Source organism: Xanthomonas sp. NCPPB 1638 (assembly GCF_041475635.2).
Lineage (GTDB): Bacteria > Pseudomonadota > Gammaproteobacteria > Xanthomonadales > Xanthomonadaceae > Xanthomonas > Xanthomonas cucurbitae.
This window is the reverse complement of sequence record NZ_CM192984.1, coordinates 3618597-3631977: the sequence shown is the minus strand read 5'-3', so window position 1 is coordinate 3631977 and position 13381 is coordinate 3618597. Positions and strand designations below refer to the sequence as shown.

Genomic DNA, 13381 nt, shown 5'->3' with positions numbered 1-13381 from the left:
GCGCAAGGGACAGTGCCGGGACATTCCCGGGATGCGGTAAGCTGCACGACCATACGGTCAGCGCTGGCGAAGACCTGAGTCTAACGCCGCCAACCGCAACGCGTTTTTCTTCGAAAGTGGAGTCCACTGATGCGATTGGTTCTGTTGGGACCGCCCGGTTCGGGCAAGGGCACCCAGGCTGCACGGCTCAAAGACAGCTTTGAGATCCCGCACATTTCCACCGGCGACCTGTTGCGCGCCGAAGTGGCCGCCGGCTCGCCGCTGGGTCTGAAGGCCAAGGAAGTCATGGCACGCGGCGACCTGGTGTCCGACGACATCCTGTTGGGTATGCTGGAAGCCCGCCTTGGCCAGGCCGATGTCGCCAAGGGCTTCATCCTGGACGGCTACCCGCGCAACGTGGCGCAGGCCGACGCGTTGGAGGAGTTGCTGGGCAAGATCGGTCAGCCGCTGGATGCGGTGGTGCAGCTGGACGTGGCCAGCGAACTGCTGGTCGAACGCATCGCCGGGCGCGCCAAGGCCGAAGGCCGCGAGGACGACAATCCGGATTCGGTCCGCAAGCGTCTGCAGGTCTACACCGATTCCACCGCACCGGTGATCGGCTTCTACGCGCAGCGCGGCAAGCTGGCGCGCGTGGACGGAGTGGGGGCGCTGGACGAGGTGCTGGAGCGGATCGGCACCGCACTCAAGCGTTGATCCCATCCGGGCCGGATCGAGCGCCGGCCCGGACGCCCGCTGCGGTGTACGGGCGTGGCGGCGCAGCGGCAAAGAAAAACCCCGGTCGTACAAGACGACCGGGGTCTAAATAACGCCAGTAATAGGCTTGCTCAGAGCCTCGACAGCATGAGCTCCCTGGGGATTTGGCCGCTTGGGGAGTGGACCAAAGGGTGCTGCGACTGGCGTTCAGCAGAGTGATGGATGTGACGCAGTTCGCATATCGGGAAATTCCTGACAGTACGGTAGGGTTTTTCTGACAGTGGCCCCGGCGAATGACCGGAAGGTCACGCCGCTGCGGTGATCGGCGACAATGTGCCGCATGAGCAAACTCCACATCCTCGGCATTGCCGGGACTTTCATGGGCGGTGTGGCCGCCCTGGCGCGTGAACTGGGCTGGCAGGTGGAAGGCAGCGACCAGGCCATCTACCCACCGATGTCCACCCAGCTGGAAACGCTCGGCATCGCGCTGGCGCAAGGCTACGTGCCGTCCAACATTTCGCCTGACGCCAGTGACGTGGTCATCGGCAACGCCTTGTCGCGTGGCAATCCGGCCGTGGAAGCGGTGCTCGATGCCGGCCGACGCTACACCTCCGGCGCCCAGTGGCTGGCCGAGCAGGTGTTGCCGGGCCGCGACACGCTGGCGGTGGCCGGCACGCACGGCAAGACCACCACCACCACCATCCTGAGCTATCTGCTCGAGGCGGCTGGCCGGGCGCCCGGCTTTTTGATCGGCGGGGTGGCCGAGGACTTCGGCGTTTCCGCACGGCTGGGCCAGGGCCGCGAATTCGTGGTGGAGGCCGACGAGTACGACACCGCGTTCTTCGACAAGCGCAGCAAGTTCGTGCACTACCGGCCGCTGGTGGCGATCCTCAACAATCTCGAATACGACCACGCCGATATCTTTCCCGACGTGGCCGCCATCCAGCGCCAGTTCCATCATCTGGTGCGCACGGTGCCGGCGCGTGGGCGATTGATCGTCAATGGCGAAGACGCGCGGCTGGCCGAGGTGCTGGCGATGGGCTGCTGGACACCGGTGGAGCGGTTCGGCTTCGATGCGCGGCTGGAATGGAGCGCGCGCCTGATCGCCGCCGACGGCAGCGTATTTGCCGTGGCCCATCGCGGTGTGGAGATCGGCCAGGTGCAGTGGCCGCTGGTGGGCCGGCACAACGTGCTCAACGGGCTGGCGGCATTGGCCGCAGTGCATGCGGTGGGCGTGGAGCCGGCGACGGTGATGCCGGCGCTGGCACGCTTCCAAAGCGTCAAACGGCGGCTGGAAGTGCTGGGCCAGGCGCGCGCCATCACCGTCTACGACGACTTCGCGCATCACCCCACCGCCATTGCAACCACGCTGCAGGGGCTGCGCGCCAAGGTGGGGGCGGCGCGCGTGGTGGTGGCGATGGAGCCGCGTAGCAACTCGATGCGCCTGGGCGCGCATGCGCAGGCGCTGGCGCCGTCGCTGCACGATGCCGATGCGGTGGTGTTCCTGCATCGGCCGGAACTGCCCTGGGATGCGGCGCCGATCATCGCGCAGATACGTGGCGATGCGCGCGTGGCACATGATGTCGATGCATTGCTGCACACCTTGGGCGAGCTGGCGCAGCCGGGCGACCATGTGGTGTTCATGTCCAACGGCGGCTTCGACGGCGCGCCGCGTCGCTTCCTGGCGCAGCTGTCCTGATGGCGCCGCTTCCCTCCACTGCCGACACCAGCGCACTGCCGCTGTTCCCCTTGCACAGCGTGCTGTTGCCGGGTGCGGCGATGGGCTTGCGCGTGTTCGAACGCCGCTATCTGGATCTGGTGCGCGACTGCGGCCGCAACGGCACCCGTTTCGGCGTGTGCCTGATCCTGGAGGGCAACGAAGTCGGCGTCCCGGCCACGCCGGCCGCGTTCGGTACCGAAGTGCGCATCGAGGATTTCGATGTGGGCGCCGACGGGGTGCTGGTGTTGCGCCTGCGCGGCATGCGCCGCTTCCATGTGCAGCGCTCGCGTATTCGCGACAACGGCCTTGTGGTGGGTGACGTCGCCTGGTGCGATCCCGATCCGGACGACGAGTTGCGGCCCGAACACGCGCTGCTGTCCACGGTGTTGGAGCGCATGCTGGAACAGGCCGGCGGCGAGTTCGCATCGGTCGGTCCGGGGCTGCTGGATCAGGCGGCATGGGTGGGATGGCGGCTGGCCGAACTGCTGCCGCTGACCGAACAACAGCGCCTGTCGCTGTTGCAGGTGGGCGATCCGCACCAACGGCTGGACAATGTGCTGGAATGGATGACCTGACCCGGCAATCCCGCCTTGCGGGTGCACCATCACCACGCTTGCACCATGACAGCGGCAGACTGCGCGCGCATGAGTGCGCTGCGCAACGGCATCCGTGCAGGGGATGCGCGTCACGGCGACACCGAATCCTTCCCGATGGAGTGTGCTTTTGATTATCGACGTCAAGCCGCGCGTGGCCGATGTCATCAGCCAGGTCTGGCAGACCCTGGCGGTGTTGTTCGTCTGGGATGTGTTGATCACCATCATCTACTACGTGCTGCCATTCCGCGCGCCGGCATTGCCACTGACCATTTTCGGTTCGGCGTTGGCGTTGTTTCTCGGATTTCGCGCCAATTCCACCTATCAGCGCTGGTGGGAGGGGAGGGTGTTGTGGGGCCAGATGATTAATGCCTCGCGCAATCTGGTGCGCCTGAGCGTGAGCATCCTGTCGGCACCGGAGGCCGCCGCGCTGGGCCGCACGATCGCGCGGCGGCAGGTGGCCTACGTCAATGCCTTGCGCTGCCAGTTGCGTCGGCTGCCGGTGGCGATGGCGCTGGAATCGCACCTGGAGGCCGACGAAGCGGCGGCAGCGATGACGCGCACCAACGTGGCCAACGGGCTGCTCGACAGCACCGGCCGCGACGTGGAACAGGCACGGCGCGCCGGCTGGATCGACAGCATCCAGCAAGCCAGCGTCGAACGCATCCTGGTGGACATCGCCAATGCGCAAGGCGGCATGGAGCGGCTGAAGAACACACCGCTGCCGTACCAGTACCGCTTCTATCCCACGCTGTTCACCCGGCTGTTCTGCGCGGCGTTACCGATCGGGTTGGTGGAAACCCTGCAATACGCCACGCCGGTGGGATCGACGTTGGCCGGGTTGATGTTCCTGGCGGTTCTCAAGATCGGCGACGAATTGGTTGACCCGTTCGCCAATACCATCCATGACCTGCCGTTGGACAGCATGTGCCGCACGGTGGAGATCGATGCCCTGCAGGCCATTGGTGAAACCACGCCCGGGCCGGTCCAGCCGGTGGACGGCGTGCTGTGGTGAGATGCACCGCGCCTGGCGGCCGCCCACGGTGGCGACACGCGCTCAGGTCATCGGCGCGTCGGTAGCGACGCCGAACCTGCGGCATCGCGCTGCGGCTGGATCGGCGCTGCCGCATCGCCATGCATCACGGCACCGGGGGTACTGTCGATCAGGATCACCGGCACCTGCGAGCGTCCACGTTGCGCCACCCGATGCGGCAGCGCGCCGAGCGCATCGCGCAGCGCGTTCAGCGCCGGGTCCACGCCGCGCAGCGGATACCACAATCCGATCAGGCTGAAGTGGCGGCTGTAACGCAGGGTCTGCGTACTGCCTACCCATAAGGGTTCGGCGCCGGGCTGCAGGCGCGCTGCCGCCGGCCACAGCCGCAGCACATGCACATGCCCGGGTGCCGCATGACGCACCATCAGCAGCGCCTCGACCCGCGTGTCCAGGGTGGCGGGCAGGATCGGCACCTCGTCCGGGCGGCCGCCGACATCGAGCAGATGCAGCGCCTGTTCCCAGCCGGCCTGCGGTTGCGCCCGCCAGCCGCGCAATTCAAGTTGCCGCTGCAACGGCGCCAGCGGGCCGGCCAGCTGCACATCCAGCGGCCATCGCTGGTTATCGTCGAATTCGTTGCGGCGCGCCGGCAGCAACCGCCACTGGCTGTCCCACCAGTCGCTGGCGGGCAGGTCCATCAGCAGCGGCGGTGGCGGTTCGAACTTGGCCAGCTTGGCCTCCAGGTTGCGCGGGGCGAAGAAGATCGCGCAGCTCAGGAAGGCGCCGTAGAAGATCCACGCCACCGGCTTGACCCAGAACGCGCGCGTGGCGCGACGGCGATAGGCAATGCCCAGCACCAGCAGCCAGAACACGCCGAACAGCATCCCGCCGACCACGTCGCTGAGCCAGTGCGCACCCAGATACAGCCGTGCAAAACCGATCAACGACACCAGCGCACCGCTGACCAAGTACGGCCACACCCGGCGGCGGCCCGGCAGTTCGCGCGCGATCAACAGCGCAAAGAAGCCGAAGCCAATCGTTGCCATGGTGACCGCCACCGACGGAAACCCGAAACCGCTACTGGCCGCAGGCGGGCGCACCACCTGCACGGTGGCCCCCAGCAACTGGGTCAGGGCTAGGCCGAACGCCAGCGCGATCACCCAGTGCGTGACCGCCATCCAGCGCCGGCGCCATGCCAGGTAGCCCATCGCCGCGGCAATCGCTGGCAGCAGCACCTGCCAGTCGCCCAGCGAGGCCAGCGCCACCATCGGGTAATCGGCCAGCGGGTTGCGCAGCGCCAGCATCAGGTCGTGCACGGCCAAGTCCACGCGCAGCGGCTCGCCGTGCGCCAGCACCACCATCAGCAGCACGAACCAGCCCCAGCCGAGCAGCAACAGCATCAAGGCCATCATCGCCAGCGGCACCGATTCACGGCGGCGCGGGTCGAACACGCTGACCGACCAGTTGCCCAGCACCGGATGCCGATGCGACCACTCCAGCAACCGCGCCAGCAGCGCATCCAGGTGCCCGGCGGACCAGCGATACGAGTACAGCACCATTGCCCAGGCCAGCCCGATCACCGCCGCCAACAAGGCCACCACCACGAACAGGCGCCCGGCCACGGCGGCCACCGCGTCGTAGGCGGTGCCCAGCACCCAGCCCGGCACCAGGAACAGCAGTGCCCAGGAAATGCAGGCCAGCCCGCTGGCGATCAGGTAGCGCTTGAACGGCATGTGCGACATGCCGGCGATGGCCGGTACGAACGGCCGCACCGCACCCACATAGCGGGCGATCAGGATGCTCTTGAAGGCATTGCGCCGGAACAGCAGCTCGCCGCGTTCCAGCAATTGCGGATAACGCCGGAACGGCCAATAGGTGTGCAGCTGGTGGCCCCAGCGGTGGCCCACCCAGAAGCTCAGTGCATCGCCGACGAAGGCGCCCAGCGTGGCGCAGGCCACCGCGTATGGCCCGTTGATCTGGCCGAGCCCGATCAGCACGCCGATGGCGAACAGCAGCGGCAGCGCGGGCACGATGGCCCCCAGCACGATCACCGCATCACAGAATGCGATGGCAAAGATCACCACGCCAGCCAAGGTGGGGTGGTGTCCGATCCACTCCAGCGTGGCGTCGATCCATGAGTTCATTCCCGAATTATAGGTGGGCATGGCGACGACTGACTTGCGCCCTGCTCACATCTGGCGGTTTGCTTCACCTCAGGTTGCAACCGCCCCGGCGTTGCATGCCTTTGGCACAGCGGCGCCCGCATTGACGATGTGGCGATGCGCACCGCCCGTCTACAATGGGCGATGAGCGACGATCCCGCCGGCAACCTGCCGCTGAAGTCCGACACCTTCGGACGCATCCTGCTGGTCCGCGATGCCGGCCGCGTGTTCGTGCGGCGCGACCTGAGCGTGGCGCCGTGGCTGCTGCGCGGGGTGGCGTGGTGGCTGGCGCGGCGCGAAGCGCTGGCGCTGCGCCAGCTCGATGGCCTGCCGCACACGCCGCGCCTGCTGCAGTGGAACGGGCGTCATCTGGACCGCAGCTACCTGGCCGGCGAGGCGATGTACCAGCGCCCGCCGCGCGGCGATTTGGTCTACTTTCGGAGTGCGCGCAGGCTGCTGCAGCAGCTGCATCGGCGTGGCGTGGCGCACAACGATCTGGCCAAGGAAGCCAATTGGCTGGTGCAGGACGATGGCAGCCCGGCGGTGATCGATTTCCAGCTGGCGGTGCGTGGCCACCCACGCGCGCGCTGGATGCGTCTGCTTGCACGTGAGGACCTGCGCCACCTGCTCAAGCACAAGCGCATGTATTGCCCGGCCGCCATCACCCCGGTGGAACGCCGCGTGCTCAAGCGCCGCTCCTGGGTGCGCGAGCTGTGGTTCGCCACCGGCAAGCCGGTCTACCGTTTCGTGACCCGCCGCGTGCTGCACTGGGAAGACAACGAGGGGCAGGGGCCGAAGCCCTGAGTGGCTGGGATTGGTTGTTCGGGATTGGGGATTCGTTAAAGCGGATGGCTTGAGCGGTGGGTTGGTCGGTCAGAGCAATGTAGGAATAAGCGCTTGGCGCCGCACCTTCGCATACAGTGCTGCCAGCGACACCGGTAGACGCTGGGACAGCTTGCGTGCTGCCGCATGCAGCGAGGGACGCAGTCCCAGCGTGACCAACAGCATCAGCTTCACCACACTGGAAAACAGCCGCTCGCGTGGATATTGCCGTTGCCGATGCGCCTGGAACACCTCGTCCATCCAACTGGCCGGCAAGGCTTGATCCAGCGCTAGATGGGCCATCACCGCACCCAACACCACCGATCCGCCCAGCCTGAGCACGGCCGACTGGGCGCGCTATCCCACCGATGGGCAATGGCGGCGCACGCTGCAAAGCGGTGTGGTCGCAGACGCCGATAGCGCTGTGTATCGCACCGATATCGCCGCGCCAGCGCGCGCAGCGGAGCTGGATGCACAAGCGCAGCAAGTGATCGCCGGCAACATCGCCAACAGCCCCGGCGCGATTGCGGCGCGTTATGAACTGGCTTATCAGCGCAGCGGCTGGGCCGTGAATCAGCGCCGATGCATACCTGCCGAGAAACGCTGGCGATCTGATAGAAAGCAGCGGCATTTACCGACAAAATCGACGCAGCGCGCCGGTGCATCAATGCGATAACATCCCCGTTAGCCGCGACCAACGCAACATCTGCAAGGAAACGCATATGAGCGATGCCAAAGAATCCCGTTACGCCGCTTAGACTCAACTTCCAAGTGCAACACCCCAATAGCAAGTAGGGTATGCACATGTCAAAACGTTATTTTCACCTGAGTTCAGAAGAGCGCGCGATGCTGCAAATCGAAACCCGACGCGGCCAAAGCTTACGCTCGATCTCCAGGCTGCTAGGCAGAAGCCCGTCGACGTTGAGCCGGGAGCTATCCAGGCAAGACAGCGCGCTCTACTGTGCATCAGATGCAGGCAGGCGTTACACAGCGCGTCGCCGGCTTAGCGTTCGGCAACATCGACTGATCCCTGGAACGGAGCTGTTCCAGCTCGTGCGCGATCATCTGGTGCTATGGCGGTGGTCGCCCCAGCAAATTGCTGCCAAGCTGCTGGCCATGCATCCACACGATCCTGCTCAGCGCGTCAGCCACGAGACCATCTACGCAACGATCTACGCGCATCCGCGCGGGGGCCTGAAGAAAGAGCTGGTCGAGGCGCTGCGCCAGCACAAGCCTTCTCGTGGATTGCGACGGACGAGTGCCGCCAAACGCACCTGGGTGCCGGAGGAACTGCGGATCGTGCACCGACCCGAAGAAGTGCAACAGCGCCTGGTTCCAGGCCATTGGGAAGGTGATTTGATCAAGGGTGCGTTCAACCGTTCCTGCGTGGGCACCCTGGTGGAGCGCAAGACACGCTTTGTCGTGCTGTGCCGCATGGACGGCTGCACGGCCGCAGATGCCCTGGCAGGATTTACCCGCCAGCTGAAGAAGCTTCCCGCCGCGATGCGGACGAGCTTGACCTACGATCGCGGCACCGAGATGACGTGTTATGCCGAACTGATGGAGGGGCTGAACATGGACGTATGGTTTGCAGACCCGCATGCGCCATGGCAGCGCGGAAGCAACGAAAACACCAACGGTCTACTACGCCAGTTCCTACCCAAGGGTGTGGATTTGTCCAGCGTCAGTCAGGAGTATCTCAATCACATCGCCTTGCTGATGAACACCCGCCCACGAAAAACGCTTGGCTGGAAAACGCCCAGCGAGGCCATGGAAGAAGAACTGGCAATCTTCAAATCACGTGTTGCACTTGAATCTTGAGACCGCCCCGCCCTGGCGCGCCGTGTGGTGGAGGCGCATGCAGCGCAACTGCTGCACGATGTGCAACGCATCAACGAACGCACGCTGCGTGAGCTTGGTCCATTGCCGCGTGGCGGACTGCCGGTGCAGGTCAAGCGCAAGCCCAAGCCAGCGCCGTGGGCGCAGCCGGTGCAACAGGCGTCAGCACTGGATGAGGGTGTGTCAGTGGCCCCGCATGCTTCTCTCCCCGATCCTGGCGATTCCGATATGTTCAAGTTCCGTAATCCGTTCAAGAAAAAACAGCGCGAACCGTGGCCGCTACGGTTTGATAGCTATTCGTTCGGGGCGCGCTGTTATCACACGTTGCGCTGCAGCATTACCTTTGCTCGACAGCAGCATTCGGTCAGCGACTTGAATAAGCCTTCAGGTGAGCCATACGCCCCCGATTGGAAAGATCACTGGACAGGTGGATTCGGCAGTACCGAAGAGTTCGAGACACGCGGGTTTCCTTCGACTGTGGATATCCGCTGGACGGCGATGGATGGCGTAGAGCGCTATGTCGAAGTCGATTTCGAAAAGATTTTCCCCGGGCATCTGATCCTGCACAACGTTCCGAAAGAAGATATCTTTGAGTATTGGGCGGCACACAAAAGGAAGATTGCAGTAATTCTTTTAGAGGTGAATGATCGCACGATCAATGTGTATATGAAGTCGTGGGTGCTCACCAACTGTCTGGAATCGCCAGATGACCCAAATATAAAAGTGAGCCGAGATGACCTGATCCTGGCCTGGACCAAGACCTACTGAGGGAGCGCTCGCCATGAACAAAAAGATCGTTCTGCAGCTGGGCGAAGATGGCCTACCGCTCGATGACGTGTCGCACTACGCAGCAACGCCGGAACAGCTGCGTACCTACGAACAAGCAGCTGAAGACCTCTCTCGGCTCAAGGTGCCGAAGCTATTGGATCGCGCCGACCCGCATTCGTATCTGATCGTTGGCCTGATGGATGGCACCGGCAATGATGTCTACAAGGACCCGCTGCATGCCACCAATGTTGCTAAGTTCCGTCAACAGCTTGAGGATATGGAAAAGGCGGGTGAGAAACGACTATACGTCGAATACATCGAAGGCGCCGGCACCCAGGAGAATCCGCTCGCGAAAGCGCTCGATGGCGCTACTGGGCGCACCAGCCTGTTCCGTGCAGAGGAAATGTATGAGCGGTTGAAGACACAATCACAGAAAATTTTCCAGGCGGATCCCGAAGCAAAAATCGCTTTTCATCTTGAGGGTTTCAGTCGTGGAGCCAGTCAAGTGCCACTACTTGCCCGAATGGTTGATGCAGGCGGTATTCCCGACGAGAAGAGTTTGACTCTGGCTCCAGATGCCAGCGGCAATCTGGTGGAGACCTACAGCCGCTACCACCAGCCCCCCGGTCTGACGCCGATGACGGTGGGCCTGTACGACCCGGTCGCCACTGGCTACATGGAGTTGTTCGACCGGCGCTTGCCGCCCTCGGTGGTGGGCGGTGTGCAGTTCAGTGCCAGCGAAGAGCGGCGTGGCTTGTTCAAGGCCGACCACAGCATCCCGCTTGGCGTCTCGGCCGATGGCCGTTTCGGGCATGTCGTGTTTGCCGCCGCGCATTCCGATATCGGCGGCAGCTACCTGCGCGATGGGCTGAGTATCCGTACGCTCAACCTGATGACCGACTATCACAATGGCTTGGTCAGCGAGCCGCTGTTTTATCGCCTGCCGGAGCCGACCGATCCGCGACTGAATGTGCTTCACCGCTCCGAAGAGGGCAACGCCCTGTTTCGTCTTGCCCCGAAGGCGGACCGCGCCACGCCCGATGGCCAGCTGCGCCAGCTTACCGCCGATTACGGGTATTACGTGCCGCCAGGCGAGCTGGCCAACATCCCCGTGCAAGCGCCAGAAGCGCTACGTGGCGAGTTGGCGCACATGCTCCAGAGCGCAGGGCCGTTTCAGCGGACCACGCTAATCAACACGGCGATCTCTACCGAGGGCGATACCTTTATCGCTCGGCTATCGCAGTCTGTGGATGCCGCAACGCTGGAAACCCGATCCTACTCGCCGGCCATGTTCGACCATCCTGGCGTGCGGGCTGCTGGCGCGCTGGGTGTTGCCGCCACGCTCTACGAGGCGCAACAATCCGGCGAGAAGATCGCCGCGCTGCTGTCGCAAAGCAACCCGCTGGCTGCGCAGTCGGAGTTGGCGCATTTCACCGGCCGCAACGTCGGTGGCTGGGCCGGTGGCGCTGCGGCAGCCTACGCGCTGGGCGCATCCGGCGCCGGGCCGATGGCCTTGATCGCCGCCGATGCGTATTTCATGAGCAAGGCGGGGGAGAAGGTCGCTGATTTGCTCGACAACCGCGCCATCTACACCCAGACCGATCGCCAGGGGACGCAGTGGTCGTTCAATGGCACCGCGTGGGCGCGCGAGGGCAAGGCCGATACCACCGATGATGGCGTGGACAATCCCACGTCCACGCAGATCGTGGCCAGTTACGCCAAAGCCCGCGAACTCAATTATCAGGCCACCAACGCCGCTGCGGTGCTGGCGCTGAAAGATGCGCCAGCACCGCAGGATCCGTACCGGTTGCCGGCCAACGCCACCGATCCGCCCAGCCTGAGCACGGCCGACTGGGCGCGCGATCCCACCGACGGACAATGGCGGCGCACGCTGCAAAGCGGTGTGGTCGCAGACGCCGATAGCGCCGTGTACCGTACCGATATCGCCGCGCCAGCGCGTGCAGCGGAACTGGACGCACAAGCGCAGCAGGTGATCGCCGGCAACATCGCCAACAGCCCCGGTGCGATTGCGGCGCGTTATGAACTGGCTTATCAGCGCAGCGGCTGGGCCCCCGCCGGTTTGCCATTGTCGGACACACTCCGCCAGGCCCTGCCGAATCCAGATGCGTTGACCGCGTCGGATGGCCACGCCTATCGCCGCGATGCGCAGGGCCACTGGTCTGGTGAGGGCGGCATTGCCGCCGGCAATGTGGCGCTGGAACTGGAGACCACGCGCCGCCTGCTACAGCCGGCCCTGGCCGAGCATGCACAGGTCGTTGCGGCCATCGCGCAGTCGCCGCCCTCGCCGCAGGATCAACAGCGCGAGGAAACGCTGTACCGCTATCGCATCACGGGCACCGAGCTCAAACCGGATTGGCGGCAAGCCATCGAATTGGCGACCCAGCGCACGCGCGCAGCGCATGGCCTCACCGGCGATGGCGCCATGAAACTCCAACGTGGCCCGGCCGGCACGTTTGGCGCCGATAGTCCGATTGCGCATCTGCAACGCGATACCGATGGGGTGGAGCGTGTTGCCGCAGTGACCAGCAGTGAGGACATTCGCCAGGCGTTGCGCGAGGTACAAATGCGCGGGCAGGGCCTGGCGACTGACGCTGAACGCGCGCTGCCGCAGGTGGCCGCGCAGCCCTTGCAGCCTAACGCCCAGCAGGTAGCGCCGCACGCAGCGCCCGAGATCGCCACGCTCGCCACCGTCAACGTGCGTGCACCCGAAATCGACAACGTGCCTGTGCCAGCCATCCCGGCTGTCGGACCTTCGGTTGCACCGCCAGCGCTAGGCACTGACAACGGTTTGCCCATCACCGCAGGAGTAGCTGCCAGTTTGGCGCCCAGCGATCAGGGACACCTGCAACCCGGCGACCGTGGCGCCGAAGTGCAGGCGCTGCAGGCCAGTTTGATCCAGCTGGGCATCAACGAACGGATCAAGATCCCGGTGGAAATCAATGGCGTCTACGATCAACCTACCGAACGTGGCGTGCAGGCCTTCCAGCTGATGCACGGCATGGAGGAGGTCAGCGGCATTGCCGACCGCAGCACATTGGCCGCGTTGCAACAACAGGCCGGCATTGCCATTGCCCAGCGCGATATGGTGCCGCAACAGCCCGGCGTCGCGCTGCAGGATGCGCCCCATCGCGCGATGGTCATGCCCTCCACACCATCGCCGGCCGTCGCGCCCGAACGCAGCCAACCCGATCTGCATGCGCAACAGCAGCAACAAGCGCTGGAGCAGCAACGCCAGCTGCAACTGCAGCAGGATCAACAGCTACAGTTGCAGGCCCGGCAGCATCAGCAAGACCAGGCACAGCGCGACGAAGACGAGAACAGCCGCAAGGCACAGCGCGACAAGGAGCTGTCGGCCACCGCCGTCCAAGACGACGCGCACACACCGCCGCCAGGTCTACGCCCCTACAGCAATCCCGCGCATCCCAAGCATGCCCTGTATGCGGACGTGCAAGAGCGGATGCAGGCGCAAGGCCATCAGTTTTCGGAGGAACGCCTGACCCAGATCACCGCAGCGCTGAACGAGTCCTACTTCAAGCCAGGTTGGAAGGGGCAGTTCTATGTAGCGCGCGACACCGTGTTTGCGCTCAATTACGATCACCCGCTTGGCATCGCGCGCGTGCAGATGCATGAGGCGGCACCGTCGATCCAGGCTTCGATGGAAGTGGCACAGGCCGGCGATCTGAAACACGCGCAGATCAGCGAGTACATCGCCCAGAGCCGCATGCAGGCGCAAGCGCAGTCGCAGCCCGGCATGGGCATGGGCATGTAAGGC

General features: G+C 64.6%; 10 protein-coding genes and 1 pseudogene. 9 read left to right on the top strand and 2 right to left on the bottom strand.

The window, feature by feature from the left end:
• Window positions 1-129 precede the first annotated feature (129 nt).
• The 4 genes from ACCQ13_RS15740 to ACCQ13_RS15725 all read left to right on the top strand — a co-directional run bounded on the left by ACCQ13_RS15740 (window position 130) and on the right by ACCQ13_RS15725 (window position 4021).
• Entirely contained in the window at window positions 130-693 is a 564-nt protein-coding gene (locus ACCQ13_RS15740; RefSeq protein ID WP_104602557.1) for an adenylate kinase, read from the top strand.
• A gap of 340 nt (window positions 694-1033) precedes the next feature.
• Window positions 1034-2392 carry a UDP-N-acetylmuramate:L-alanyl-gamma-D-glutamyl-meso-diaminopimelate ligase gene (gene mpl / locus ACCQ13_RS15735; RefSeq protein WP_104602556.1) on the top strand — a complete coding sequence of 453 codons (1359 nt, stop codon included), beginning with the start codon at window positions 1034-1036 and terminating at the stop codon, window positions 2390-2392.
• Window positions 2392-2988, top strand: a complete 597-nt coding sequence (locus ACCQ13_RS15730; RefSeq protein WP_104602555.1) for an LON peptidase substrate-binding domain-containing protein — start codon at window positions 2392-2394, stop codon at window positions 2986-2988. Before mpl ends, ACCQ13_RS15730 begins: the two co-directional genes overlap by 1 nt.
• Before the next feature lie 148 nt (window positions 2989-3136).
• Window positions 3137-4021, top strand: a complete 885-nt coding sequence (locus ACCQ13_RS15725; RefSeq protein WP_159407529.1) for a bestrophin family protein — start codon at window positions 3137-3139, stop codon at window positions 4019-4021.
• Window positions 4022-4068: 47 nt separating this feature from the next.
• Here the strand turns inward: ACCQ13_RS15725 and ACCQ13_RS15720 are convergent, their stop codons facing one another.
• Window positions 4069-6141 (bottom strand): bifunctional DedA family/phosphatase PAP2 family protein, encoded by a 2073-nt coding sequence (locus ACCQ13_RS15720; protein WP_223214356.1) that lies wholly within the window; start codon window positions 6139-6141, stop codon window positions 4069-4071.
• 162 nt (window positions 6142-6303) lie between these two features.
• Between ACCQ13_RS15720 and ACCQ13_RS15715 the strand changes: the two genes are divergently transcribed.
• Window positions 6304-6963, top strand: a complete 660-nt coding sequence (locus tag ACCQ13_RS15715) for a serine/threonine-protein kinase (RefSeq protein WP_104602553.1) — start codon at window positions 6304-6306, stop codon at window positions 6961-6963.
• A 96-nt stretch (window positions 6964-7059) separates the two neighbouring features.
• On the opposite strand, the pseudogene ACCQ13_RS15710 reads toward ACCQ13_RS15715, so the two are convergent.
• Window positions 7060-7284: pseudogene (locus ACCQ13_RS15710) on the bottom strand (hypothetical protein); the annotation flags it as partial.
• Window positions 7285-7405: 121 nt separating this feature from the next.
• Here ACCQ13_RS15710 and ACCQ13_RS15705 point away from each other — a divergent pair.
• The 4 genes from ACCQ13_RS15705 (at window position 7406) to ACCQ13_RS15690 (ending at window position 13378) form a co-directional block, all read left to right on the top strand.
• Complete coding sequence (locus tag ACCQ13_RS15705; protein ID WP_146090299.1) at window positions 7406-7657, top strand: hypothetical protein; 252 nt, start codon at window positions 7406-7408, stop codon at window positions 7655-7657.
• Between the two features lie 128 nt (window positions 7658-7785).
• A complete protein-coding gene (locus ACCQ13_RS15700) occupies window positions 7786-8802 on the top strand; it encodes an IS30 family transposase (RefSeq protein WP_159406982.1) in 1017 nt (338 codons plus the stop codon).
• Between the two features lie 24 nt (window positions 8803-8826).
• Window positions 8827-9588 carry a hypothetical protein gene (locus ACCQ13_RS15695; RefSeq protein WP_223214355.1) on the top strand — a complete coding sequence of 254 codons (762 nt, stop codon included), beginning with the start codon at window positions 8827-8829 and terminating at the stop codon, window positions 9586-9588.
• A 13-nt stretch (window positions 9589-9601) separates the two neighbouring features.
• Window positions 9602-13378 (top strand): phospholipase effector Tle1 domain-containing protein, encoded by a 3777-nt coding sequence (locus tag ACCQ13_RS15690; protein ID WP_159407527.1) that lies wholly within the window; start codon window positions 9602-9604, stop codon window positions 13376-13378.
• Window positions 13379-13381: the final 3 nt, after the last annotated feature.